Source organism: Desulforadius tongensis, from assembly GCF_016907915.1.
GTDB classification, from domain to species: Bacteria; Bacillota; Desulfotomaculia; order Desulfotomaculales; family Desulfohalotomaculaceae; genus Desulforadius; species Desulforadius tongensis.
This window is the reverse complement of sequence record NZ_JAFBCW010000010.1, coordinates 26,721-52,893: the sequence shown is the minus strand read 5'-3', so window position 1 is coordinate 52,893 and position 26,173 is coordinate 26,721. Positions and strand designations below refer to the sequence as shown.

The window sequence follows — 26,173 nt, the reverse complement described above, 5'->3', positions numbered from 1 at the left end:
AAAGGATAAATAGATTAATTCACAGGAGGTATACCATGAAAAGCAGTAAATCTAAACATCCCGTGCTAAAAAAACTGTCTGACATGGAAATATCAGAATCTTTAGATCAGGTTCAGTCTGGGGGAGGTAAGGATATACCCAATAAATTGGACCACAGGTTTCAAAACAAACCGCCGGGAAACCGGGATCTGCTGGAAAAAGGCGCCATACTGCAGCGGGACGGCACTTACGCCATAGCTCCCCACATTCCCGGCGGTATAATCACGGATCCGGATTTACTGATTAAAATAGCCACCGTGGCCAAGAAATACAATCTGCCGGCAGTGAAGATAACTTCTGCCCAGCGGATCGCGCTGGTGGGATTGAAAGAAAATGAGATTGATTCGGCATGGGCGGATTTAGGCATGGACCCGGGGGCAGCCATCGGGCTGTGTGTACGAAGAATTAAATTTTGCCCCGGTACCACCTTCTGCAAACGGGGATTACAGGACTCAGTGGGGCTGGGCGGCAAGCTGGACCAGAAATATCACGGTATGAGTCTGCCGAACAAATTCAAAATCAGTGTCAGCGGCTGCCCGAGAAAGTGCATGGATACCTTAATTAACGATTTCGGCTTTATGGGCACAGCAAAGGGCTGGACGGTATATGTGGGCGGCAGCGGAGGTATTAACCCGCGGTTTGCCGAGATACTGGCTGAAAACGTAACAGAAGAAGAAGGAATACAGTTATTGGACCGCAGCATTGAGTGGTACAAAGCCAATGCCAAAACCAACGAGCGCATCGGCAGCACCATTGAGCGCATCGGCTTTGATAAATTTAAGTCTGCAGTTACCGGTCCGAGGCATTAAAAATTAAGAGGTGTTATACCCCATGCTGTGGGTACTATTAATGCTGCTATCCTGGGGCTTGGCACTGCTGCTGGTGCACCGTCCGAGTATCAATAAGCTGTGGCCAGCGGGATTGGCAGCAGTGGCAGTAACGTTAATTTTAGATGTCAACCTGGTGGAGCTGGGTGCCTTTCGTTTTAAAAATACATTATATGATTTTAGAGGTGTACCGTTATTTTATATCATTAGCAATTTTGCCAACGGGCTGTTACTGGCCCGCTTTGTTCCCACCGACGGCGTATTGAAACCGGTTGTTACGGTAGGACTGGCAGCAGTATTTTTAGCTCTGGAGCTGCTGGCTGTCAATTTAGGCTACTTTCAATACCTTAACTGGAGTCCACTCCACAGTTTGGGGTTGAATGTTCTTGGGTTTATCGCTGTTCTGTGGGGGGTGGATCTGCTGCACCTGCGCCGCCAGTACAATCAGTGGCCATAGAAAATGTAAAGAAATATTTCAGCAGGATAACATTTTCCCGTGCAGCCTAAAAATAAGGCTATCATCTCAAACCTGATGATAGCCTTACATTAGTGTCACCGCCAACCCATACATGCAGTTTAAATATGCAGTTAAAGTTACTTAACCAAAGCAATAACTTCAATCTCAACCTTTACATCCTTAGGCAGTCTGGCTACCTGCACACAACTGCGTGCCGGATAAGGTTCCTTAAAGAAACTGCTGTAAACCTCGTTTACTTTGGGAAAATCATTCATGTCGCTGATGAAAACAGTGGTTTTAACCACATTATCCATACTGGTACCTGCTTCTTCCAGTATAGCTTTAACATTTTCCAAGCTTTGACGTGTTTGTTCCTTTACATCATCACTAACCAGTTCGCCCTGGGGTGTAAGAGGAATCTGACCGCTGGTCATTACCAGGTTGCCAAACTTAATAGCTTGGGAATAAGGACCGATAGCTGCAGGACTTTTGTCTGTTTTTATTACTGTCTTTTCTGTCATAATACCACCTCTGTCTAAGTATTTATGTCAAAATTGGCTTGACTATCATTAAAATCCGCCCAAAATAACCCCCATTACCAGTACGCCGATGGCCACACCGGTAAATACATACTTGGCAAAGGGTTCAAACCAGTTACCCAATGGTTTTGCTGCACCATTGTTGATTTCTTCTCTGGCCCTGGAAGAACCGTAAACCCAGAAGAAAACTATCGCTGCCAGCACCGCTCCGGCGGGCACCAGGTATACCGTTACAAAGTCAGCAAACATGCCGAACAAATTCATGTTTATATCCATCGGTATACCAACCAGGAAGCCCAGTATAGCCACTGTCAGCACACTCTTTGTTCTGCTCATACCGAAGCGCTCCATCAGCGCTTCAACCGGTACTTCCATCAAGTTAATGGCCGAAGAAATGGCAGCAAATATTACGCTGAGGAAGAATAAAACCCCGAAGAAATAACCACCGTTCATTTGAGTGAAAATATTGGGCACTGTAATAAAGAGCAGCGGCGGGCCTGCCTGGGGACTTAAACCAAAGGCAAAGGCCGCAGGTATTGTTACAAAGGCAGCCAGGAGAGAAGCAATGGTTGTAAAAATGGCAGTGTTTATTGCCGATGAAGGAATATCTTCATCAGGCTTCAAGTAACTTCCGTAAACCACCATGGCTGCACCACCCAGGCATACAGTGAAGAAAGCCATTCCCAACGCCATTACCCATGTTTCGGGCTTAAGCAAGTGAGACCAGTCCGGCACCAGCAGGAACTTAATTCCTTCCATAGCGCCGGGCAGAGTTACAGATCTGACCATTAAAATAACCAGAATACCAAATAAGGCCGGCATCATATATTTGTTAGCTGTTTCTATTCCATCTTTAATTCCCATTCTTACAATGGCCAGCGTTACTACCAGCGCTATAAAGTGCCATAAAATACTTTCCGGCTGACCGGCAAACCCGGCAAAATACTCCGGTATGTTAATTTTACTAAAGGAACCGGTTAATGACAGGGTAAAATATTTTATAATCCACCCCACCACAATGAGGTAAAATGTAAACACCCCTGTAACACCCAATACCGGTATCGTTCCCAACAGTGAACCGTAATTTTTGTTTTTCTCCTTCAACACCTTTTCAAAAGCCCCAATGGCACCACTTTGCTGACTGCGACCAAAGGCAAACTCACCCATCAAACCAATAACGGCCAAACCAAAGATAAATATAAAATATGGTACTAGAAACGCCGCACCGCCGTATTGACCCAATCGCCAGGGAAACATCCAAATACTGCCCAAACCCATAGCTGCACCGATACAGGCTAGAATAAACCCGTACTTCCCTGACCAAGTTTCACGTTTTGACACTTGTTCTCCCCCTCATGCTTTTTTTGGGTAATCAATTTGGTGGGTAACCGTTAACATTTTTAGTGCAGCAGTTTGCCGCAGCAAACTGCTGCACCGGAATCTATTAAGGTTAATTAACTAATTATTCAACAGGTTTCAGTCTAGCAGTGAAGTGACGTAAGATCTTGGGTTCGTAGGTGAACTCCAGCCCTTTCAGGGTATGAGCTCTTTCTTTAACAGCAATTAATCCTTCTGCTACAACGTCCATGTGATCATAGGTGTAAACACGACGAGGAATTGTTAAACGCAGCAGCTCCAGCGGAGATTCCAGCGGTTCACCGGTTTCGGGATCTCTACCCAGCAGGAAGGATCCAACTTCAACGCCCCGTACGCCGGACTCCAGGTAAAGCTCATTACCCAATGCTTGAGCCGGGAACTGATGGAACGGAATGTGCGGGCAGATTTTCTTGGCATCCACAAATACAGCGTGACCACCGGTGGGGTACTGAATGGGAATGCCTGCTTCTCTCAATCTTTCGCCCAGGTAAGCAACCTGGTTGATTCTGTAATCCAGGTAGTTGAAGTCAATACCTTCATATAAACCTCTGGCCAGAGCTTCCATATCTCTGCCGGCCAGACCACCATAGGTCACGAAACCTTCCATCGGTACGGTTCTGGATGAAGCCTGGGTGTAAAGATCTTTGTCTTCCTTGATACCGAGAATACCACCGATGTTTACAATGGCGTCTTTCTTGGCGCTCATGGTGAAACCTTCAGCATAGCTGAACATTTCTTTGATAATTTCCTTGATGGACTTGTCGGCATAGCCTTCTTCCCTGGTCTTAATGAAGTAAGCGTTCTCAGCATATCTTGCTGCGTCGATGAATACTCTAATACCATACTTTTTACCCAGTTCGCTTACAGCCTTAATGTTAGCCATGGATACAGGCTGTCCACCGGCACTGTTGCAAGTAATGGTGATTAAAATAAAGGCAATGTTTTCTGCACCCTGTTCTTTAATGAAGGCTTCGGTTTTTTCCAGGTCAAAGTCACCTTTAAAGGGATCGTAAGTAGTGGTATCAAAGGCTTTTTCATGCACCATGTTTACTGCCCGGCCGCCGGAAATTTCCACGTGAGCTTTGGTGGTATCAAAGTGCATGTTGCTTATTACATATTGACCGGGTTTCTTAATTAAAATGGGGAACAATACTTGTTCAGCACCTCTACCCTGGTGGGTGGGAATGGTGTATTCATAGCCAAAAATATCTTTTACAGCTTTGGCCAGGTTGTAGAAGTTTCTGCTGCCGGAATAAGCTTCATCACCCAGCATCAAACCGGCCCACTGGTTGTCACTCATGGCACCGGTACCGCTGTCGGTGAGCAGGTCGATGTATACTTCATCTGCCCTCAGAGCAAAGAGGTTGTAGCCGGCACGCTTCAAAGCCTCTTCCCGCTCTTCACGGCTTACCACTTTCAGCGGCTCTACCATTTTAATTTTGAAAGGTTCTGGTACACGACGAATTTTAGACATTTACATCCCTCCATGATGTTAATTATTATTTATTGTTTTTAAGTGTAAATTAAACACTTAAACTTTAGGCATTAACTTCATCAATATAGTTGTATATTGTATACCGGGATACGTTCAGCTCCTTGGCCACGGCATCCACGGCTCCTTTAATGTTAAATACCTTGTTTTTATGCAGGTACTTAACTATTTTTAGCTTATCATCTTTAGTCATCAGGGAAACAGGTTTGTCCACTAACTTCATGCCCTTTTCAATCATAATGCTTAAAAAGTCCCTTACATCTTCCGGAAAATTCTCCGGAGTATCTTCCTTTTCCACCATGGTAATTTCCTCTATGAACTTACGGGCCATATCAATATAGGTTACATCCATATTGATGCACAGGGCACCTATCACCTGTTTGTTTTCATCCCGGATCAGGAATGTGGACGACTTAAGTTTTCTCCCGTCTTTGGTGCGGGTAATATAGTTTAACTCCATTTCTTTATCTCCCAAGTTTTCGGAGTTAACCATTTCTATAAGAAAATCTGTCACCGGAGAACCCACATTTCTTCCCGTAACATGGCCATTGGCAATGGCAACAATGGAACACTCTGCTTTAGAAAGATCATGCAAAACTACCTCACAGTGACTGCCCAGTGTTTTGCCCAATCCCTCAACCATCGGAATAAGCGACTTAATAATTGGTGGAATATCGTTATCTTTTAATACTTCCAATGGACCCCCATTCCCCCTTATACAAAGTTCCTTCATTACTTATTAAAATCTATTTAGTAATACTAAAATTTTTTAGTAGATACTAGGCTTAAAAAATACTGGTGCAAGCGCAGGTCATCGGTTAATTCCGGATGAAAGGCCGCTGCCAGCAGGCTGCCCTGCCTGGCCAGTACTATTTTTTCATCATAGGCAGCCAGCACTTCCACCCCGGGACCCACTGATTGAATATACGGCGCCCTGATAAACACCGCCGGGTAACTTTTACCGCCCAGCACCGGGATGCTTACAGCGGTTTCAAAGCTGTCCACCTGCCGTCCAAAGGCATTGCGCTGTACCGAAGTATCCATCAGCCCCAGCGTTGGCTGTTTAGAGCCAACAACATCTTTGGACAGCATTATTAACCCGGCACAGGTGCCAAATATAGGCATGCCGTTTTGAGCCAGTTCTTTTATGGGCTCCAGCAGTTGGTAATCAATCAGCAGCTTCCCCATGGTGGTGCTTTCACCGCCCGGTATCACCAGGGCATCCAAATCCTTTAACTGCCCCGGCAGGCGCACCTGGCGGGTTTCTGCCCCACAGGCGCGCAGCGATTTTTCATGTTCTATAAATGCTCCTTGTAATGCCAAAACTCCTACCAGCATCTGCATCCCTACCCTGAAAAATTATCTTTCCTGCTACCAGCCGCGCTCCTGCATGCGTTCTTCCGGTGCGATGGCGCTTATTTCTATACCGGGCATAGCCTCACCCAGGTCCCTGGATATTTCAGCCAGTATTTTGGGGTCATTGTAGTGGGTGGTGGCAGCAACTATCGCCTTGGCCCTGGCCACCGGATCCTTTGATTTAAAGATACCGGAACCCACAAATATACCGTCACAACCCAGCTGCATCATTAATGCCGCATCAGCCGGGGTGGCTATACCGCCGGCAGCGAAATTAACCACCGGAAGACGGCCCAGTTCCGCCACTTTAACCACCAGGTCATAGGGTGCGGCCATTTTTTTAGCTGCAGTCATCAATTCTTCTTCCGGCAGGTTTTGAATATAGCGAATTTCACCCATTACTTTGCGCATGTGACGAACCGCTTCCACCACGTTGCCGGTACCCGGTTCACCTTTGGTACGGATCATGGCTGCACCTTCGCCAATTCTGCGCAGAGCCTCACCCAGGTTTCTGGCCCCGCATACAAAGGGCACTTTAAACTCATGCTTGTTAATATGAAATTCTTCATCGGCGGGTGTTAATACTTCACTTTCATCTATATAATCTACACCCAGAGCCTGTAAAACCTGTGCTTCTACAAAGTGCCCAATTCTTGCCTTTGCCATTACCGGTATGGTTACTGCGTCCATAATTCTTTCAATCACGGTGGGATCAGCCATTCTGGCCACACCACCGGCAGCCCTGATATCGGCAGGAACCCTTTCCAGGGCCATAACCGCACAGGCTCCAGCCTCTTCAGCTATTTTAGCCTGTTCAGGGGTGGTTACATCCATGATTACTCCGCCTTTAAGCATTTCAGCCAGGCCTTTTTTTACCGTCCATGTCCCTTTTTCCATTAACATTAACCTCCATAATTCACCAGGAATATAACTTGCTAAGTGATTTAACAAACATTGTTGAATTTTATAACTTTAAACTTTATTTTAATACTTCAACAAAGTTTGTAAATTTCCTTCTTTTTTATTAAAATTTTTTAGTAAGTTTTACACAAAATTTTTAAGCACCCGCATCGCTTTGTGAAAGTTATATTTTACTTTATATTAGTTTCAACAAATTTTTTAGTTTTCCTTCTTTTTTGTTAAAATTTTTTTGTAATATTTACATGATTTTTTTAATAAATAATACTTAATTTTGTTGAAGCCGGTAAACACTTGTGTTTACAAAAATAACAGCCCGGTTTCGGGCTGCACATTTATACGCATTTATTTTATATAGCAATCTGCACCTTTAATTTCCCCTGCTCAGTACACCTTTCACCAAATCCGGCACTTCCCAGGGCAGTGAAGCTACTTTCGCCCCGGCAGAGGTTAGGGCTTCTATCTTACTTTCAAAGGTTCCCCTGCCCCTCTCTATAATGGCCCCGGCATGGCCCATCCGCTTCCCCGGGGGAGCGCTGCTGCCGGCAATAAATGCCACCACCGGTTTGGTCATGCCGGCGATAAATTTGGCGGCCTCTTCCTCGGCACTGCCGCCGATTTCTCCCACCAGCACCACTGCCTTTGTATCCGGGTCCTCTTCAAACATGGGCAGCACAGCGGTAAATGACATCCCCACCACCCGGTCGCCGCCCAATCCTATTACTGTAGACTGTCCCAACCCGGCACCGGTTAAGTTAAAGGCAATTTCATAACTTAGGGTCCCGCTGCGGGCCACCAGGCCAACCGGGCCCGGTTTGTATATTCCATTGGGCATAATTCCCATTTTGCTCCGCCCCGGGGATATAATACCGAAGGTATTGGGACCGATAATGGTGGTGGATGTTTTTTCTGCATAGGCCATGATGTCCAGTTCATCGTGCAGCGGTACATGCTCGGTGATGATTACCACCGTTTTAATGCCGGCCACCATTGCCTCCAGGGCAGCATCTTTTACCCCCGCTGCCGGGATAAACATAATTGAAGCATTAATATCGTGATTGCTCACTGCTTCGGCCACGGTGTCATATACCGGTACACCGTGCACTCTCTGCCCACCCCTGCCCGGTGTAACCCCGGCCACCACTCTGGTACCGTAATCCAGCATTTGTTTAGTGTGAAAACTCCCCTGACGGCCGGTAATCCCCTGTACCAGCACCCTGGTATTCTCGTTTATAATTACCGCCACGACTAAATACCGCTCCCTTCCCTGCCGGCTGCCAATTCCACCGCTTTGGCCACCGCTTCCTGTACGGTGCGAAAACTCTCAATATTCTGCCGCTGCAGTATCCGCACCCCTTCTTTTTCATTGGTGCCCATCAGGCGAATAACCAGCGGCACCGAAATGCCCAGCTTTTCTTTTACCTGCACAAAGGCATTGGCCACTTCATCACAGCGGGTAATACCGCCAAAAATATTGGCCAGTATCACCTTGGGCCGGGTGGACAGCAGTATTTCCAGCGCCCGGGCGGTGGCCTCGGTACCGGCACCGCCGCCGGCATCCATAAAGTTTCTGGGAGTACCGCCGTAATGATTGATAATATCCAGCGTGGCCATGGTAATCCCGGCACCGTTGGCCATCACCGCTATATCCCCGCACAGCTCCACGTAGGAAATACCCAGTTCATGGGCCCTTTTTTCCCGCTCGGTGCGCTCATCAACAGCGGGTAAATCAGCGGGATAACGGAATGCCGCCTCATCATCCACCGTTACTTTGGCATCTACAGCTATAAATTTTCCATTACTGATTGCCAGCGGGTTAATTTCCACCAGTTCACAATCATAACTGCGGAACAACCGATATAATTTAACTAATACATCAGTAAATTGTTTAAGGTAATCACCCGCTAATGACAGCTGCCGGGCTGTTTCCCGGCCCAAATGGGGCTGGACCCCAATATGCACATCCACCGGTATTTTTACAATTTTATCCTCCGGCAGCGCTTCAATGTCCACCCCACCGTCAGCTGACGCTATCACCACCGGGCGCTTTAACGCCCCGTCCACAGTGACAGCTAAATAAAGCTCCCGGTCAATTGGTAATTTTTCTTCCACCAGCACCGCTTTCACCGGGCAACCTTTCACCTCTGACCGCAGCAGTTCCTCTGCCGCTTCCCTGGCTTCCCCGGGGGTGGAAGCAAATTTAATCCCCCCGGCTTTGCCCCGGCCGCCGGACAGCACCTGGGATTTAACCACCACATCACCCAACCGGGCGGTAAACTGCTCGATACCTTCACCGCTGAAAAAAACCTCCCCCTTGGGCACAGCAATGTCGAACTTTTTAAACAATTTTTTACCCATGTACTCAAACAATTTCATACAAATACCCCTTTGTATGATTTTTTGTACTATTCTATATTTTTAAATAAATACCTCTTTTTAGATAGAAAAGTACGTTAAAAAAATAAAGCGGGAATTAACTTGAAAAGTTATCCCGCTTTATTCAAATCGGTCATAACCGCACCAGCTCAAAATTATTTATATACATACTCCAGCGTTAACGGCAGGTTGTTGTTAAGTCCCTTTGAAAACAGCAGCTGGTAAATATTTAAACCGGAAACCCTAAAGGAAGCAGCACAGCCCCGCAGGTACAGCCCCCACATGCGCACAAACCGCCGGTCAAACATTTTTTCAATTCGATCAATGTGCCGGCAGAAGTTTTTGTACCACCTGTCCAGCGTCATGGCGTAATGCAGGCGCAGGCTTTCAAGGTGCAAAAGGTGAAAGTTATAATCCGGTAAAAGCCATATAATTTCCCTTAGGGAAGGGATATAGCCGCCGGGGAAAATGTATTTTTTTATCCATGAGTTAACGGGGTTTTCCGTCACTCCTGTTATGGTATGCAGTATTGACAGGCCGCCGGGAACCAGCAGTTGATTTATCTTTTCCATATACCGGGGTAAATTTTCTTTACCGACATGTTCAAACATCCCTACACTTACTATTTTGTCAAACCGGTACTCATTTTCATCTAAATCCAGGTAATCCAGCATCTTTACTTCAACCTGACCCGATAAGCCCAGTTCTTTGATGCGCTCCCGGGTGCTTTTAAATTGTTCCTCGCTTAAAGTAATACCTAACGCCCTGACATTGTACTGCTGGGCCGCCCTGATTATAAGCCATCCCCAGCCGCTGCCGATATCTAAAAGCCTCTCCCCGGGTTTGAGCTGCAGTTTTTTAAGAATATGATCTATCTTTTGCAGCTGTGCCTGGTACAAAGAATCCTCCGGGCTTTTAAAGTAAGCGCATGAATAACTCATTGTTTCATCCAGCCACAGCGAAAAAAAGTCATTCCCCAGGTCATAATGATGCTGGATATTTTCCTTTTGCTTCAGTTTCACCGCCGTGCTGTTAAGGGTTTTTAAAGCAGAGGTTATTTTACCGGTAAAACCATCTCCTGTAATATTCTGTTTGTTCATTTCTACAATCCGTATTATTTCTTCAAAGTCCCCTTCAAAATCTATAATTCCATCCATGTATGCTTCACCAAAGGCCAGTATTGGATCTTCCAGGTTAAAGGTTAACGGCAGAGGCTGGTTGAAAATTATCTTCACCCGCGGGGGGCCCGTCCCGTATTGAACTTCTTCCCCATCCCAAAACACCACTTTAAATCCGCCACCGGTAAACTTTTCTAAAAACAACTTAAGCAGCTGCTTTTTCACTTTACTCCCCTCCCCTGGATAAACATATTTTACTATTAATGTTACTAATAAATATATCACTAATTTAAGTAATATGCTTTAATATTTCTCAATTTAAGTTTATTGTTTTTAGTATTAACTTTAACAGTTCCTGCCGCTGCAGGCGGTGAGATATATCGCCGGGCCAATGGCACCTCTGCAGCAGTTCTGCCCGGCGCAGGTTTTGTTTTACCGTACCGGCCGATGTCAATGTTTTTACGCCGATATTTTTAACGGCGGTTTTTATCTCTGCCCTATATTTTCCCTCGTTTAACGGCTGCACAGCGGTTACAAGGGCCAAGTTTACATAGCCATAGCAGGGGTCACCGGAAAACATTGCCTCCCTGGTTTTTACCGGCACCAAAGTGTAACCCGGGGCCAGCAGCAGCGGGGTAACCCCCGGCCCGCACATTTCCCGGCAAATGCTGCGCAGCGCCGTGTAATCAACGGCATGCTGCCTGCACAGGGCAGCACGCACGCTGCGTATGCCGCGATAATCCCGCAGTGCTGCTCCTTCCGTGGTAACAAGTTCGGTAATATCACCGCTGCCGTCGATATACCTGGGAATGAACATTAACAATGGGGGTAATTTGCTTTTACTGCTCATTAAAAAACCTCCCTCGGCTTTATATATTTAGCTCACTATAAAACCAGAGGGTGAAGTTACGGTGCCGCGGCGGTGACTTTACGGTAACTTTTAGGTCGTATACCTAAAAATCAGCTCCCGGGAAAATTTCAGTCCCGGGAGCTGATCTTTACATCTATATCTTCACGCAGGCGGTAACCGTATCTTTTAAAACACTGTATATATTTTTGATTCCGCCCGTCGTCACCCAGTTTTTGGCGTATTCTTTTAATATGGGTCTTTAACGCGGTGTCGTTACCCACTGCCGCCCCGTCGTCCACCGCCAGGGCGTAAAGCCTGTCTTTGGACACATAGCAGCCCTGATTTTCAGCCAAGGTCAGCAGCAGCCTAAACTCCGCTGCCGTAAGCCGAACCGGTTTATCATTTACCCGTACCATACCTTTACCGCTGTCAATCAGCAGGTGGGGGAAGATGAAAGGCTGTTTTTCCAGCAGTATTTTTATTCGGCCGGGCTCTTCTTTGATTACCGCACTGGTATTTTGCTGCCGGGAATATTTAACCACCCCGGGGTTTGTTTTCTTTTGCACCAGGCGCTGCGCCCGGCGGGCGTGGTGCCGCACCCAGGGGCTGCTGTCGTTAATCATTTTATTTAACAGCGGCATAGATATGCCCCCCGGCAGTTTTTGCAGTGCCAGCACCGCTTTTAATCTTTCTTCCGCCCGGGCACTGCCGGCGGCAGCAGCCAGTCTGTTAATATACTGCTCATTAAAAATCACATACCGGGCTCGTTTTTCTTCCCCCACCGGCTTCACCCCTTTGACGGTATGTTTCTAACCGGCTCTGCAGCGCACCGGCTCCCCCTTCTAAAAGCAGTTCCAACAGTTCCAGTACCTGCTGTTTTTCCAAACCGCCGCTGCAGGCCACCCATCCCCTCCGGCCGTTGGAATCCAATACGATATTTTTTTCCGCCCGGCCCAGCACCGGAATGTTGGCGTTGTGGGTGGCCAGTATTATCTGCCGGCCGGTTTTAATTTTTTTCAACGCCGGCACCACCGTACTGTATATATAGGCATTATCTAAATGGTCCTCGGGCTGGTCTATAATTAAGGGCTGCGAGCTGTCCAGCAGTAAAAGGGGCAGGATGGCGGTGCAGCGCTGTCCTTTGGAAAGTATATCACTGGGCTTCCAGGTATGGCCGTCCAGCAGTTCCACCTCCACCCAATCGGCCACCGGCATTTCCTCCAGTTCTAATAAAAGTTCCGGCGTTAAGCGGCTGCTTAAAGAATTCATTACTTTGTCGGCCCGGTCTTCATCCAACCCAGCAAGGGTTACCAGCAGGTGTGATTCCCTGTTTCTAATTATTTGGGCCAAGAGGCCCGGTGGTACTTGGGTGACGATGAGCTCCACCAGCCGATTATAATGCAGGCCGCTAGCGGCCAGTATATCCGCCAGAAAGCGGCGGTAATGCCGGCAGTCCCCCTGGCGGGACACGGTAACTCTTAACTTTTCACCCATCTGCTCACCGGCCTGCCGGGCTGCTTCACTGCGCAGTACAAAAAGCTCCCTCTCCAGTTCCTCCAGCTCTGCCAGCCATTTTTTTCTTTCCCCGTTGAGGTGGTTTAATTTTTGCTGCTTTTCCTTTAACTGTCTTTCCAACTGTTCCAGTTCCAGCAGCATACCGGTGCACTCACTGCGCTCATCCATCGCTTTGGCCAAATTTTGTCCATACAATTTGCCCACCAGCGGGCGGTCCTGCTCCTCTGCTTCCCGGTGCCGGTCAGCAAGTTCGTTTTGCAGCGGTTCCAGTTGATAGTGCAGTTTTTCCCACTCCACCGCCAGGGTGGAAAATTTCTTTTTCTCTCTTTCCAGCATCCCGGCAAAGGCCGAAAGGGCCTGTTCTATCAGGTGAGCATTGGCCCAACTCTCAAACCGTTCCGGCATGGTAAAGGTTAATTCAGCAGCTTTTTGTCTATAATAACGCTGTTTTCTCTGCGTCTCCCGGTACAGTTCCCTCAGCCAAAACCGTTCCTGTTCCCGCTGCTGCCGCCTGGCCATTAGGCCGTCTAAATCATACTCTTCCAGCTCTTTAAGCCGTTCTTTCAAGCCGGGTATCAGCTTGGTTTTTTGCTCCAGCTGCTTTATTTTTTCCTCCAGCGCCGCCACCTCCGGCCGAATGGTTTCCAGCTGCCGCCGCAGCTGATTGGTGGCACCGGTATACCTCTGCCGCTCCGGAATCATGCCGTCCAGCACCGCCAACCTGGCCGCAGCATCATCTGCCACCTGTTCCAGTTCGCTTTGACCAAATACCATTAAGGGAAACTGCAGGCTGTGGTGCAGCTCCAGCCCCAGCGGCCGGCCCTTTTCATCCAGCACCTGGGGCCTGTATCCCATCTGCCGCTTTATTTTATAAATGCTTCCCCCGGCAGACTGTACCGTAACGGTAACAGTACCGCCGCCGAGCACAGCCTGAACATGCCGCTGGCTGCGTTTTTTAAAAACTTGGTCACCGGGTACACAATCCAGGGCGTAACGCAGTAATTCCACCACCGTGCTTTTGCCGGAACCCCGGCCGCCAATCAAACAATTTAAATGGGGGCTGAATTCAATTTCCTGTCCATCCATAAAACCGCCGTGTACTGATATTTTCAATATCCGCTGCCAGTGAACACTCATACCAAACACCTCCGGAACATTTGTTTGTAGTATATATTATACAAAACAAATGTTCGTTGACAAGGCCGTAAAAAGTAAAAAAAAGGGCTGCTCAGCCCTTTTTATAAACATTGCCTATATTGGTTATACTAAATCTAACACCGGAATTACCGTTTCTAATCTCCTCTCCCTTTATCGCTGTATCTTTCCTGATACAGCATTTTTTATTCCAGGGAAGAGAGGTACTTTTCCACCTGGGCCACCGCCACCGCACCGTCTGCCACGGCGGTAACAACCTGGCGCAGTGGTTTTTTACGCAAATCACCCGCTACATATAACCCCGGCACACCGGTAGCGGTGTCTTCCTGGGCTTTAACATAGCCGTTTGCATCTAATTCCACCAGATCTTTCAACAGGTTGGAGTTGGCCTCGGTGCCCACGTATATAAATACCCCGTCCACGGCGATTTCTTTCTTTTCACCGGTACGAACATCTTTTAACAGCACGCTCTCTACTTTTTGACCGCCTTTAACTTCTTCCAGCACCGAATGCCAAACCAGTTCAATTTTAGGGTTATCAAAGGCCCGCTGCTGCAGTATTTTAGCGGCCCGCAGTTCACCCCGCCGGTGCACAATATATACTTTGGCGGCAAACTTGGTTAAAAAGATTGCTTCTTCAACCGCGGCATCGCCACCGCCTATTACAGCCAGTGTACCGTCCCGGAAAAATGCACCGTCACATGTGGCGCAGTAGGATACACCCCGGCCGTGAAATTCTTTTTCTCCCTTTACCCCCAGGAATTTGGGTTTTGCCCCGGTGGCCAAAATTACAGCTTTGGCCAGCAGCTCATTTTCCCCATATGTAATTTTAAATCCCTTTTCCTGCCGTTCCAACTTGTCTACATCAGAGTAAATTATTTCACAGCCAAAGCGCTGGGCTTGTTCTGACATTTTAATGGCTAATTCAGGTCCATCTATACCCTCTGGAAAGCCGGGATAGTTTTCAATACGCTCGGTGGAAGCAGCCTGACCGCCAGGCATGCCCCTTTCGAATAACACTGTATTTAATGCTGCCCGGGCGGCATACAGCCCTGCAGTCAGTCCTGCCGGCCCCCCGCCAATTATTGCTAAATCTCTGATTTCCATTCTTGCACCACCCATATTCATATTTTTAAGTATATTATTTTTTAACTATATTATTGCATTTTTCCAAAATATTCGTCAAGTAATTCGCCTCCGGTTGCACTGCAAAATCTGCTGCAAAGCTTTAATTTCATAAGGCACTTGTATAGCGGAAAAAGTAAAGGTAAAATAATCTTTGTATAATATTCCAAGGAGAAGATTACCATTATGATAGCAGAAAGCAAAACCAGGCCCAAGGGATTTAATGTCAAAAAGAGCAAAATCACTCCTGTACAATTAATTGTTATCGGTTATTTATCCTTTGCCCTGCTGGGCACCCTGTTACTGAGCCTGCCCATTTCCCTTCAACCCGGCGTGGAATTATCTTTCATCGACGCGCTGTTTACCGCCACCAGCGCCATCAGTGTTACCGGGTTAACCGTTACCGCCACCAACGAAACGTTCAGCAATGTTGGTTTGGCCATTCTAATGATCTGGCTGCAGTTCGGCGGTATCGGTATTATGACACTGGGTACATTAATGTACGTGGTGTTTGGCCGGCAGATAAACCTGCGCGGACGCATGTTAATTAAAGTAGATCAAAACCAAACCTCACTGGAAGGTTTGGTGGTGCTGATGCTCTTTATACTTAAACTGGCTGTATTTTTGGAATTAATAGCCGCAGTAATACTTACCGGCCATTTTTATTTTCACTATGCCTATGAATTTAAAACCGCTTTAAAACTGGGGGTATTTCACGCTCTGTCAGCTTTTACCAACGCCGGCTTTGATCTGTTCGGCGACAGCCTGCAGGGTTTTCCCCAGGATTACTTTTTACACACAGTTATCGCTGTACTGTTAATCCTGGGAGCCATCGGTTTTCCGGTCTTACTGGAGATACGGTGTAAAATATTATACCGCCGCCGGTTTTCTCTATTTACCAAGGTTACCACGCTGACGTTCTTTGCTTTACTGGTGGTGGGTTTTTTGGTAGTTCTTATTGGCGAAGCGGGAAGTTCCTTAAACAGTTTACCGTGGCATCAAAAAATAGCGGTGGCCCTTTTCCAATCCTTAACCACCCGCAACGGCGGATTTTCAACCTATGATATTACCCAGTTTCACAATGCCACGTTAATGTTCTTCTGCCTGCTGATGTTTATCGGCGCCTCTCCCAGCAGCTGCGGGGGCGGTATCCGTACCACCACATTTGCAGTAGTTTTAATGAGTATTTTTACATTCTGGCGGGATAAAGAAAACGTGCAGGTATTTAAGCGGGAGCTGTATGCGGAAGATATACACCGCTCTTACGCAGTTTTCACGCTGGCCATTATACTGGTATTTTTCTCAACGGTGGCAATACTGGAAATTGAGCCGTTTTCTGCCACCCAGGTGCTTTTTGAAGTATGCTCGGCCTTCGGAACCACCGGTTTGTCCCTGGGCATTACTCCGCAGCTGAGCACGGCCAGCAAAATCATTCTCATATTACTAATGTTTATCGGGAGAATCGGTTTATTATCACTGCTGCTTTTACCCCACAGACCGGGCAGAAAATCAAAAATCCATTACGTTAAAGAACGGATTATTGTTGGTTAAGGTGAAGCCTTTACAGGCAGGGTTAGGTCAGCGGATCACCCTGCCTATTTTTTTCCGGCGCCGCTTTTAATTGGCTTATGGCTTCCCTGGCCCCGTGCCGTACAGAGGGTGACTCTTCGGGATTATTCATCACCTTTTCCAGGTGACTAACAGCCGGCTGCATTCCCAGCATACCCAGGGCCTTAACGGCGTTTTCCCTCACCAGCGGCACCTTGTCCTGCAGGGCACCGATTAAATGAAAATAGAAGGATCTATCCCCCAGCTTACCAATGGATTGGCAGGCTTTTACCCGCACCATGCTGTCCCGGTGCTGTAATGCCCCGGTTAACAATTCAGCGGCAGTGTTTCCACCCAGCTCACCGCACCCGGCGATGATTTCTAACAGCACCGGCTTGCTCACCTTGTGAAACAGGGCTTTAAATAAAACCGGAACCACCGGATCCTGCTGCTGCACCAGCTGCTTAATGACATGAACCACCACTTCAGGATTTTTTCCCATCAGCAGTTCTGCGGCGCATGAGATGCGGCTGCTTTTATTTGAACGTAATATTTCCATTATTTCTCCGGCCAACCGGGGAGCCAAAACAGGTACCACCAGCCGGGCCCCTTTGGGTGCTAAAAACAGCTTCGTGTCACTGCCGCCGGAAGATACCAACCAGTGATTTTCTATCAGTTTATCTATTAGTTCTGTCACTTCACCTTTATCCCGGTCAGCCAGCATGCCGCTGCATTGATTAACCGCCCGGCCCGTTTTCTCTGTCAGCAGCCGTATCATTTCACCGCGGGTAAACCGCCCTTCCAAATGATACATGCCTTCCAATAAACGCAGCAGCCTGCCGGCATCAACCGGCAGTTCCAGGTCAAATATAACCTGCTCCGCCTGCAGCCGGGCGTAATAGTTTTTAAATACTTTAAATCGCCTTCTAAAGTCTTCCATAAATCTTATCAGCTGGCTGCCGTAACCGCCCAGTTCCGGCAGGCGGGCAAAATCATCAGACCATTCCCCCTCCCCCTGGGCTGCTTTGGAGAAATTCAGATATTTTTTGCGGAAAACTTCAATGTATGATTCTGAAAAACAGGTTTTTTCAACAATGTCATTGATGCTTTTGCCTATGGTCAGCATGCGCAGTATTACTTCCCAGGGGTGCCAGGGGTGGTTTTGGGGCGTTTCATGCCTGCCCAGCACCTTTATGGCTGTATTTACCACATCTGCGGACAGTCCTTCGGCAAAGGCCGGTGGGTAAGCAAATTCTGTATTTAACTTATTGGCTAATATATCCAAGAAGGTATTATTCTCTAAATAATGGTGATTGGTGATTATACAGGATACCAGCCGGGGAATAACATTTTGGCGCAGGTAAACCAGGGCCAGTTCGCTGCGCGGCCCACCCCATTCCTCAATGAATAATTTTTCCAGTTCCTGCTGCAGCCGGTACTTTTTCTGCTGCTGGTTATCTTTCTTTACCAGCACATTTCTCCCCCCCATCACCATTATAATAACATGCCCAGCAGCTGCGTTACGACAAAAAAAATGTGCGCTTTTCGCGCACCTGAACAAAGCTCTACTAACTAACCTGCTGAACATTCTTTTGGCTGTTTCGGGCTTCTGCGGCCATTTTAAATCCTACTTCCAGCGCCTTGGCATTCAGTTCTTCCGTTCCCCTGGGCACACGGGCCATCAGCGCATTGGTTATCGCTTCCCGGGAAACTACACCGGTTAATCCCACCAGCGCTCCAAGGGCTACCACGTTGGCTACCAGTTCGCGGCCCACTTCTTCGCGGGCTGTTTTGGTAATGGGCAGGGGATAAATTTTTCCCGCCACCGGCGGAATGTGTTTCACCAGTGACGAATCAACAATGGTGACACTGTTATTTTTTAAATCCCCGGAATATTTAATGCAAGATTCCTGGTTTAGCGCCAGCAGCACGTCGCAGGCCAGCACCTTGGGATAATCAATATCCCCCGGGCTGATAATAACCTCCGCCTTGCTTGCACCGCCGCGGGCGGCAGGCCCGTAGGATTGGGTCTGCACCACGTTCTGCCCATCCAAAATTCCCGCTTCGGCCAGGATTATTCCTGCCAATATCAGTCCCTGACCGCCGGAACCGCTTAACCGTACTTCCCAGCTCTGTGCCATGCTATTTCCCACCTTTCTCCTGCAGTGCTTTCACTGCAGCAAGGTACTCTTCTATATATTCCGGTGCCTCAGCCCGGTAGAGCTCTCCAATCACCACTTTGCCCTCCGGCACCTCACCATTACTGCCGCGAAGGTCTTTTATATTAACGGCATTTTCCCTCTGCGCTTTCAGCATCTCTGCCGGTGAACCAAGTTTGTTATAACGGCCGTAAGCGGTGGGACAGGCGGTAATAACTTCAACTAGGGAAAATCCCTTATTTTTGTGTGCTTCCATTATTAAATTGGTCAGTAAAGCGGTGTGATAGGTTGTAGCCCTGGCCACATAGGTGGCCCCTGCTCCTTTAACCAGCTCCGGCAGGTTAAAGGCTCTTTCCACGCTGCCAAAGACGGCAGTGGTGGCTCTTTTTTTGCTTGGGGTCATCGGTGAATACTGTCCCCCGGTCATGCCGTAAATATGGTTATTAAATACTATGGCCGTGAGGTTTATGTTGCGACGGGCAGCGTGAATTAAATGGTTTCCCCCGATGGCAGTGCAGTCCCCGTCACCCATTAACACGAACACGTTCAGCTCCGGCCGGGAAAATTTTATACCGGTGGCAAAGGCCAGTGCCCGGCCGTGGGTGGTGTGCAGCGTATCGAAATCTAAGTAGCCGGCCGCCCGGGAGGCACACCCAATACCGGATACTATTACCGTTTTATCCTGGTTTAAACCCAAGCCGGATATGGCATTGACCAGTGAATGCAGTACAATGCCGTTGCCGCAGCCGGGACACCACATGTGGGGCAGTTTCTCAATGCGAAAGTACTGCTCAACCTCCGGCAGCATATCAGTACACCTCCCTAATTTTTTCCAGAATGGTACCCGGTTTTATCAGTTCACCGTTTACCTGGTTAAGCCGGTGCACCGGGCACAGCCCGCCAACCAGCCGTTCAATGTCCAGTGCCAGTTGACCGAAGTTCATCTCGGCAACAATAAACTTAACCTTCTTCCGGGCCAGTTCTTTAAGCTGCTGTTCCGGGAAAGGCCAGATACTGATGGGACGGAACAACCCCACCTTCAATCCTTCTTCCCCGGCCAGGCGCACGGCCCTGGCTGCCGACCGGGCGGTACTTCCGTAAGCTATTAATACCACTTCCGCTTCCCCGGTATTTACCTGCTCGCTGTCTACTATTTCTGAATGATGCAGTAATATTTTATCCTGCAGCCGCTTTAAATGTGATTGAACTGCATCCGGTTTCTCGGTGGCAAAGCCGTTTTCATCGTGAATTAACCCGGTAACATGATAGCGGTATCCTTCCCCGAAACAGGCCATGGGGGGGACCTTATCATCACCGGCACGGTACGGCACATACCGGTGCGGTTCAACCTCCGGTTTTCTGCGGTTGATAATATTTAACTCCCCCACCGCCGGCAGTTCCACCCGTTCCCGCATGTGCCCCACCACTTCATCCAGCAGCATTATCACCGGTACCCTGAATCGTTCCGCCAGGTTAAAGGAGCGCACCGTTAACATAAAACACTCTTTCACCGATGCCGGCGACAAAACAATAACCGGGTGATCGCCATGGGTACCCCACTTAGCCTGCATCACATCCCCCTGGGCGGGGGCGGTGGCCACGCCGGTGCTGGGGCCCAGCCTCTGCACGTTAATTATCACACAGGGCACCTCTGCCAGGGCGGCAAAGCCAATGTTTTCCTGCTTTAAGGAAAAACCGGGCCCGCTGGTGGCGGTTAACGCTTTGGCCCCGGTTAGTGAAGCGCCGATTACCGCAGCCATACTGGCTATTTCATCTTCCATTTGTATAAACCGGCCGCCGCGGGCCGGCAGTTTACGGGACAATATTTCCGTAATTTCTGTGGATGGCGTAATGGGATAGCCGGCATAAAAACTCAAACCCGCTGCCAGCGCACCTTCCGCACAGGCTTCGTTCCCCTGCATTAACCTGGCCGGCATCATTGTTCCACCACCTCCAGGGTAATGGCATAGTCCGGACACAAATTGACACAAAATCCACAACCTACACAATTTTCTGGATTTTGTACGTAAATTTTTTTATCTTTATTTTGTACTAAAACCCCCTTCCGGCAGAAAGCAGCGCAAATGCCGCACTTTTTGCACCAGGCTTCGTTAACCTTCACCACCGTTTCTTTAATCTTCGGTACCACCTCTGTTTGCACCGCTGTTGTCCCACCTTTCTTAATAGTGGCATAATTTTGACAATTTCCTTTAGCTTGAAGCCCGGTTGCCTAAATTTCAACCGGGCTTATATTTTAATATTATTCTAATCTATTCAATTAACTGAACACCGTGCTATCTTGGGCCATAAAAATTGTATAGATTATTCTACAATTAATAAAATTCTCCTGCTTAAAATTGTCACTATCCTGAAAAAAGTTATCCCGCTGAGCCAGCGGCTATGGTAACGTTCTTTAATAAACACTGCGCGCCTGTAATATTTTAACCACCTGTAATCAGGTGAATGACCTTGACATCATCCCCGTCTTCTATTAATGCATCTGCATATTCATCTTCCGCTATGGTTCGGTCATTAATTTTTACCACTATAGACGGGAAGGTATAATTTTTTTTCTGTAAAAGTTTCTTAACCGTTAGCCCTTCTTCCCACGGAAATTCCCTGCCGTTAACTTTAATCATCTGCCCACTCCCAAGTGCTGATTATTGATGCTGCTTTACCAGCTCCACCAGTTCCGGGAAGTCCATGCCAAATTTTTGCAGCGTTTCCAGTTTGGGAACACCGTTTTTGGTCCAGCCCCTTCTCTCGTAAACGGCATCGGTTATTTTTTCATACTGTTCTTCCCGGTACTTTCTTAATAATTTTATCTTTTCTTCAGTGCTCTTTCCTTCGGGGTCTATGCCCAGCAGCTCTTTTAACTGGCCATCATATCTTTCCTGCCGGGATTGGTACTCCTCCACCGTAACCGGTCCCATGGATCGATAGGGTACTTTATCATACTCCCTGGTGCCAAAGCCCATTCTCAAGTTAAATACCCTCTGGAATTGATAAACTCCCTCTGACTGCCTGATCATACCATCTATATCAATATTTTGGCCGGTTACCGCATTAAACAAGTCCACATAGTTCTGCACGTGTTCAATTATTTTGGCCGGTTCTTCGGTGTCTTTATTACTTTCCGGTACAATGTCGTTCCAGGGCAGTTTACACAGGCCCACCAAGCCCAGCCAGGTTCTAAACATGGGGAAGTAGTGTAAAGCTTCAGCCTTATCTTCAAAGGTGGGCAGCTGGTTGTTCACCATATCCATAAAAATCAACCAGGCTTCGTCATGCTGGGGTCCTTTGTTCGCCAGGCCAAAGCCGGCCTGCTGCACCAGCGATTCCTTACTTACATACTCTGCATATTCCAATCCCTTGGCTTCCATGCCGATATCGTTGAGGAAACCGGCATCGGCACCGTATTCCCTTACAAATATCTCTTTCAGTCTTTTAATACCCAAACCGGCAATTTTCCCAAAGCCTTCTCCCCTGGCCATCTGGTGCAGCAGTTCCATAGCTGCTTCTTTGCTGCCAAAGTTCAGTTCTAAGCCGCCGGTTATCTCCTTGTTGATGATGCCGTTTTCGTAGCATTCCATAATAAATGCGGTGGTAGTACCAAAGGATATGGTATCTATACCGTAGGTATCACAGTAGAAATTGCACTCCAAAATATAATCCCGGTCGAATATGCCGCAGTTGGAGCCAACACCGGCAATGGTTTCATACTCCGGCCCGTCAACAACCACTTTTTGACCTTTGTAAGGGCCGGTCTTTAATTCAAAGCCGCATACCACCTTGGAACAGGCCAGTGTACATCCGTACCAGCACCCGTCAGCCTTACCCGCATCAAACATTTTCACCCAGTTTGGAGCGGCAATTTTTTCACCCTCCGGGTGGGAACCAAATTTAAAGTTGCAGGTGGGCAGCAAATCATAGTCATTCATTATCCCGGCCAGGAAGGTGGTACCGTTGTGCCGCATTCTATTTTGGTAGTCGTCCAGCCGGTTGATTTCTTTATGCAGTTTAACCCCGGTGTTAACTATCTTGGCAAAATCAGCCGGGTTGTTTAAATTACCCTTCAGGCCTTTAAATTTAACTACAATACCTTTTATCTTTTTATCTCTCAGTACCGTTCCAATGCCGCCCCGGCCGGCCTGCTTCAACCGCACCGTTTTTCTTCTCGGATCATAAAATGAAAAGTTCAGCATGCCCAGCATGGTATTGTCGGCCGCTGTGCCGGCAGATACAACGGAAATATTCCTTTTGTCTTCTTCACAATCTGCATAAAGCTCTGTTAACTGTTCGGCCAACAGGTGACTGTCTACAGCCTCTTCCGGTGCTTCTTCCACCCTTACTACCCCTTCGCTGCCATCAATGAAAATAACAACGTCATTCTCCGCCTTACCCTGTACCTCCAGGGCATCCCAACCGGAAAACTTCAACAGCGGCCCGAAATAACCGCCCACATTGCTGTCAACCACCGTTTGGGTGTTGGGAGATAAAGTTACCACCAGCGACTTGCCCGCCCCGGGATACTGGGTAATACCGGCCACCGGACCGGGGGAAATGATAATTTCATTTTCCGGATCGTTCCATTTGGTCTGCGGTGTCACCGCATTCCACAGGTACCAAAGGCCAAATCCCCTGCCGCCGATGAATTTTTCCTTCATCATCGCGGTTACTTCTTTTGCTTTAATTTTATTGCCGGACAAGTTTACATATAACGATTTATTGGTATATCCCTTATCAACTTTTGCCGGTACATATTTGTATTCGGCCAGCAGTTTGTGACTTTCCTTTAATTTACTTACAGTCAATTGCTCCGCCTCCCCAATCATTTTTTTGTCCTGTTATCCTTGGATGGTAATTGCACCGGAGGGGCATTCTTTTACACACAGCCCGCAGGCAGTACATTTAAATGGTTCTGTATAATCTCCATGGTAAAACATGGCCCCTTCGGGACAAAACCCAACGCATGAAAAACAGCCAACGCAAATACTGTTCTTAATTCTCACAACCCCCTTTTGATCCCGGTAAATGGCTTCTGCCGGGCAGAGGTCTATACATTCGCCGCACTGGCTGCAGGCAATTATGGTGGTGCCGCTGTCTTCTGCTTTGATTCCAATGGCAGATTTTTCTTTGTTATCTTCTTTAAAGTAAGTTTGGGAACAAATCCGCTGGCAGGCTCCACATGCCGTGCACAGCTTTTCATTTTTAACCAACTTTTTCAATTTCTGCTCACCTCCAAAAATAAACAAAGATTATTTTGTTGTTTTTTAGAAACTGATGTTATAAGTTTTAGGGCAACGCTATAAGTGACTTCGCCTCCTTCCGGAGGGAAGTCACTTTTAATAAAATAATATTTGTCTTCACTTAAACAACCGCCGGTTCCTCGTAAAGATTGCCGCTTTCAAAACGCTTAACCCCATACATATCAATGGGATACTCCGGTTCTTCACCCAGCATCACTTCAGCCATCAGTTTGCCTACCACAGGGGCGATCATAAAGCCGTGGCCGGAAAACCCTGCCGCCACAAAGAAGCCCGGCACTTCCGGTATGGCACCTAAAATTTGAGTTTTATCCGGAGTCAGGTCATAAAGGCCGGCCCACTGGCGAACTACCCGCAGTTCCTTCAACACCGGCAGTATAAATGTAACTTTTGCCGCCATTTCGTGCAGGAACTGCCAACTGGAATCTTGATCGTAATCTTTAATTTCATTGGGATCACCCAATCCCATTACAAAGCCGCCGTGGGGTACCTGCTGGCAGTAAATGCCGTGGTAAAAGGACATGGCCATGGGACCCTGCATGGGAGCAACCGGCTCGGTCACCAGTATCTGGTGCCGCTCCGGGTAAATGGGCAGCTCAACCCCCACCATGCGTCCCAGTTCCCTGGTGTATGCCCCGGCACAGCTGATTACCAGCGGTGTTTCAATGGTACCGGCGGTGGTTTCCACCCCTTTAATCCTGTCTCCCTCTTTAATCAGGCCGGTTACCTTGGTATAGGTCATTATTTCCACCCCCAGGCGCTTGGCAGCCTGGGCATAGGCATCGGTGGCTTTAAAGGGATTGCAGTGACCGTCTTTGGGACAGAAGGTTCCCCCACGCAGCCCCTGCAAACTTAAGTGAGGTATCAACTCTTTGCACTCCTCCGGGGTTACCCAGCGGGAGGGAATACCCAACCGGTGCTGCAAACCAAGGTTTTTGTGAAACTGCTCCACCATTTTTTCGTTATAGGCCAGCAGCAGGTAGCCGCTTTGTTTAAATTCTATGCTCTCTTTATAACCTAAATCCTCTTCCAGTGTTTCAAACATTTTGATGCTGTCCCGGGAAAGCACGCAGTTTGGTTCCGTACCCCACTGCATCCGCACACCGGCACCGCAGCGCCCGGTGGCCCCGCTGGCCAGGTATTTTTCCTCCACCAGCACCACCTTTTTCAAACCCTTTTTGGCCAGGTTATAAGCGGTGGAACAGCCCACAATACCGCCGCCAATTACCACTGCATCTGCGGTTTTAATCATCTTCTTCACCCCTTGCCAGTACTCCCAGTTTAACCGGTGCGGTTGGCGGCCGGAATGCGGTTAGCGGAACCTCCCCCACCGGTTTTCCGGTGGCTGCCGCTATTTCCCGCACTATCACCGGTGTACAGGTGCGCCCCTGACAGGGACCCATTCCCACGCGCAGCAGCCGTTTTAACTGCTCTAAATCCGTGATTCCTTTATCTATATAGGCACGGACTTCTTCAATGGTTATGTCTTCACAACGGCAAACAATATTTACATCTTTATCTTTACAGCTGCAGCCTGCCATTTACCGCCCCCCCTTTATCTTAAAGTGACGCACTTCCATAGACAGCTCCCTTGGTACCACCAGCCAGACAATGGCGGTGCCATCCAGTTTAGCCCCGCTCTGTACCTTGGCCACCCTGGCTTCCCCCACCGTTTCACCTGCCCGGTTTACCGCTTCCACCACATCGCCTTCACCGGGCAGGGGCAGGTACTCATAAGGAATTTTCACCAGGGCTTCTTTTTCACCGTACGTTTGGTCAATTACAAATATAGCTAAACCGGGGCAGCGGCTGAGGCACATTCCGCAGCCATTGCACAGCTCATGGTCTATTTGCGGCCGGTCGTTGATATCGCTAAAGGGTTTAATAGCCTGCCGCCTGCAGCTGTGATAGCAGGGATCACAGGGTATATTTTGAAAGCACTCGGCCATGGCCACCGGCCCCCGGGCCAGCCTTTCTTCACTGGGCATAACTTCGGCCAGGTCTTCCGGCGCGGGCACACCGTTTTGCGCTAGCATTTAAAAGCTCCTCCCTTCCT

The 26,173-nt window shown here is 48.1% G+C and carries 27 protein-coding genes; 3 read left to right on the top strand and 24 right to left on the bottom strand.

Annotation, left to right across the window (positions count from 1 at the left end; translation table 11 throughout):
- The first annotated feature begins 35 nt into the window (after positions 1–35).
- Together JOC37_RS05630 and JOC37_RS05625 are read left to right on the top strand one after the other, a co-directional pair.
- The gene (locus tag JOC37_RS05630; protein ID WP_238480775.1) at positions 36–848 is read left to right on the top strand and encodes a nitrite/sulfite reductase domain-containing protein; all 813 of its coding nucleotides are present in this window, start codon (positions 36–38) and stop codon (positions 846–848) included.
- 22 nt (positions 849–870) lie between these two features.
- Positions 871–1,323 (top strand): hypothetical protein, encoded by a 453-nt coding sequence (locus JOC37_RS05625; RefSeq protein ID WP_204616978.1) that lies wholly within the window; start codon positions 871–873, stop codon positions 1,321–1,323.
- Between the two features lie 137 nt (positions 1,324–1,460).
- Here JOC37_RS05625 and JOC37_RS05620 read toward each other — a convergent pair whose 3' ends face one another.
- The 13 genes from JOC37_RS05620 to trxB all read right to left on the bottom strand — a co-directional run bounded on the left by JOC37_RS05620 (position 1,461) and on the right by trxB (position 15,125).
- A complete protein-coding gene (locus tag JOC37_RS05620; RefSeq protein ID WP_204616977.1) occupies positions 1,461–1,844 on the bottom strand; it encodes a RidA family protein in 384 nt (127 codons plus the stop codon).
- A gap of 48 nt (positions 1,845–1,892) precedes the next feature.
- Positions 1,893–3,203 (bottom strand): sodium-dependent transporter, encoded by a 1,311-nt coding sequence (locus tag JOC37_RS05615; RefSeq protein ID WP_204616975.1) that lies wholly within the window; start codon positions 3,201–3,203, stop codon positions 1,893–1,895.
- A 121-nt stretch (positions 3,204–3,324) separates the two neighbouring features.
- Positions 3,325–4,704 carry a tryptophanase gene (locus JOC37_RS05610; protein WP_204617031.1) on the bottom strand — a complete coding sequence of 460 codons (1,380 nt, stop codon included), beginning with the start codon at positions 4,702–4,704 and terminating at the stop codon, positions 3,325–3,327.
- A gap of 73 nt (positions 4,705–4,777) precedes the next feature.
- On the bottom strand, positions 4,778–5,428 hold the full coding sequence (locus tag JOC37_RS05605; protein ID WP_238480774.1) for a helix-turn-helix transcriptional regulator: 651 nt from the start codon (positions 5,426–5,428) through the stop codon (positions 4,778–4,780).
- Positions 5,429–5,490: 62 nt separating this feature from the next.
- Positions 5,491–6,069 (bottom strand): pyridoxal 5'-phosphate synthase glutaminase subunit PdxT, encoded by a 579-nt coding sequence (gene pdxT, locus JOC37_RS05600; protein ID WP_204616971.1) that lies wholly within the window; start codon positions 6,067–6,069, stop codon positions 5,491–5,493.
- 33 nt (positions 6,070–6,102) lie between these two features.
- Positions 6,103–6,984, bottom strand: coding sequence for a pyridoxal 5'-phosphate synthase lyase subunit PdxS (pdxS, locus tag JOC37_RS05595; protein ID WP_420797279.1), 882 nt, complete (start codon positions 6,982–6,984; stop codon positions 6,103–6,105).
- A 391-nt stretch (positions 6,985–7,375) separates the two neighbouring features.
- Positions 7,376–8,251, bottom strand: coding sequence for a succinate--CoA ligase subunit alpha (gene sucD, locus JOC37_RS05590; protein WP_204616967.1), 876 nt, complete (start codon positions 8,249–8,251; stop codon positions 7,376–7,378).
- Positions 8,252–8,253: 2 nt separating this feature from the next.
- The gene (gene sucC, locus JOC37_RS05585) at positions 8,254–9,381 is read right to left on the bottom strand and encodes an ADP-forming succinate--CoA ligase subunit beta (protein WP_204616965.1); all 1,128 of its coding nucleotides are present in this window, start codon (positions 9,379–9,381) and stop codon (positions 8,254–8,256) included.
- A 155-nt stretch (positions 9,382–9,536) separates the two neighbouring features.
- Positions 9,537–10,724, bottom strand: a complete 1,188-nt coding sequence (locus tag JOC37_RS05580) for a class I SAM-dependent methyltransferase (RefSeq protein WP_204616963.1) — start codon at positions 10,722–10,724, stop codon at positions 9,537–9,539.
- 88 nt (positions 10,725–10,812) lie between these two features.
- Positions 10,813–11,349, bottom strand: coding sequence for a hypothetical protein (locus tag JOC37_RS05575; protein WP_204616962.1), 537 nt, complete (start codon positions 11,347–11,349; stop codon positions 10,813–10,815).
- Positions 11,350–11,477: 128 nt separating this feature from the next.
- Positions 11,478–12,131 carry a winged helix-turn-helix domain-containing protein gene (locus JOC37_RS13575; protein WP_204616960.1) on the bottom strand — a complete coding sequence of 218 codons (654 nt, stop codon included), beginning with the start codon at positions 12,129–12,131 and terminating at the stop codon, positions 11,478–11,480.
- Positions 12,094–14,001 (bottom strand): ATP-binding protein, encoded by a 1,908-nt coding sequence (locus JOC37_RS05565; protein WP_204616958.1) that lies wholly within the window; start codon positions 13,999–14,001, stop codon positions 12,094–12,096. Before JOC37_RS05565 ends, JOC37_RS13575 begins: the two co-directional genes overlap by 38 nt.
- 203 nt (positions 14,002–14,204) lie before the next feature.
- Entirely contained in the window at positions 14,205–15,125 is a 921-nt protein-coding gene (gene trxB / locus JOC37_RS05560) for a thioredoxin-disulfide reductase (protein ID WP_204616956.1), read from the bottom strand.
- A 204-nt stretch (positions 15,126–15,329) separates the two neighbouring features.
- Here trxB and JOC37_RS05555 point away from each other — a divergent pair, with 204 nt between their 5' ends.
- Positions 15,330–16,694, top strand: a complete 1,365-nt coding sequence (locus JOC37_RS05555; RefSeq protein ID WP_204616954.1) for a TrkH family potassium uptake protein — start codon at positions 15,330–15,332, stop codon at positions 16,692–16,694.
- A 22-nt stretch (positions 16,695–16,716) separates the two neighbouring features.
- Here the strand turns inward: JOC37_RS05555 and JOC37_RS05550 are convergent, their stop codons facing one another.
- From JOC37_RS05550 to JOC37_RS05500, 11 genes are all read right to left on the bottom strand, one after another.
- On the bottom strand, positions 16,717–18,165 hold the full coding sequence (locus JOC37_RS05550; protein ID WP_204616952.1) for a HEAT repeat domain-containing protein: 1,449 nt from the start codon (positions 18,163–18,165) through the stop codon (positions 16,717–16,719).
- A gap of 94 nt (positions 18,166–18,259) precedes the next feature.
- The gene (locus tag JOC37_RS05545; RefSeq protein ID WP_204616950.1) at positions 18,260–18,832 is read right to left on the bottom strand and encodes a 2-oxoacid:acceptor oxidoreductase family protein; all 573 of its coding nucleotides are present in this window, start codon (positions 18,830–18,832) and stop codon (positions 18,260–18,262) included.
- 1 nt (position 18,833) lies between these two features.
- Positions 18,834–19,658, bottom strand: a complete 825-nt coding sequence (locus JOC37_RS05540) for a 2-oxoacid:ferredoxin oxidoreductase subunit beta (RefSeq protein WP_204616948.1) — start codon at positions 19,656–19,658, stop codon at positions 18,834–18,836.
- 1 nt (position 19,659) lies between these two features.
- Positions 19,660–20,790 carry a 2-oxoacid:acceptor oxidoreductase subunit alpha gene (locus tag JOC37_RS05535; RefSeq protein WP_204616946.1) on the bottom strand — a complete coding sequence of 377 codons (1,131 nt, stop codon included), beginning with the start codon at positions 20,788–20,790 and terminating at the stop codon, positions 19,660–19,662.
- Entirely contained in the window at positions 20,787–21,011 is a 225-nt protein-coding gene (locus JOC37_RS05530; RefSeq protein WP_338017342.1) for an ATP-binding protein, read from the bottom strand. Before JOC37_RS05530 ends, JOC37_RS05535 begins: the two co-directional genes overlap by 4 nt.
- Positions 21,012–21,291: 280 nt before the next feature.
- A complete protein-coding gene (gene thiS, locus JOC37_RS05525) occupies positions 21,292–21,489 on the bottom strand; it encodes a sulfur carrier protein ThiS (protein WP_204616945.1) in 198 nt (65 codons plus the stop codon).
- 21 nt (positions 21,490–21,510) lie between these two features.
- Positions 21,511–23,664, bottom strand: a complete 2,154-nt coding sequence (locus JOC37_RS05520) for an aldehyde ferredoxin oxidoreductase family protein (RefSeq protein WP_204616943.1) — start codon at positions 23,662–23,664, stop codon at positions 21,511–21,513.
- Between the two features lie 33 nt (positions 23,665–23,697).
- Positions 23,698–24,078, bottom strand: coding sequence for a 4Fe-4S binding protein (locus JOC37_RS05515; RefSeq protein WP_204616941.1), 381 nt, complete (start codon positions 24,076–24,078; stop codon positions 23,698–23,700).
- Positions 24,079–24,220: 142 nt separating this feature from the next.
- Positions 24,221–25,369: an NAD(P)/FAD-dependent oxidoreductase gene (locus JOC37_RS05510; protein ID WP_204616939.1), complete on the bottom strand. Its 1,149-nt coding sequence runs from the start codon at positions 25,367–25,369 to the stop codon at positions 24,221–24,223.
- Positions 25,362–25,658, bottom strand: a complete 297-nt coding sequence (locus JOC37_RS05505; RefSeq protein WP_204616937.1) for a (2Fe-2S)-binding protein — start codon at positions 25,656–25,658, stop codon at positions 25,362–25,364. The genes JOC37_RS05510 and JOC37_RS05505 overlap by 8 nt, the downstream gene beginning before the upstream one ends.
- A complete protein-coding gene (locus tag JOC37_RS05500) occupies positions 25,659–26,153 on the bottom strand; it encodes a 4Fe-4S binding protein (RefSeq protein WP_204616935.1) in 495 nt (164 codons plus the stop codon).
- Positions 26,154–26,173 lie beyond the last annotated feature (20 nt).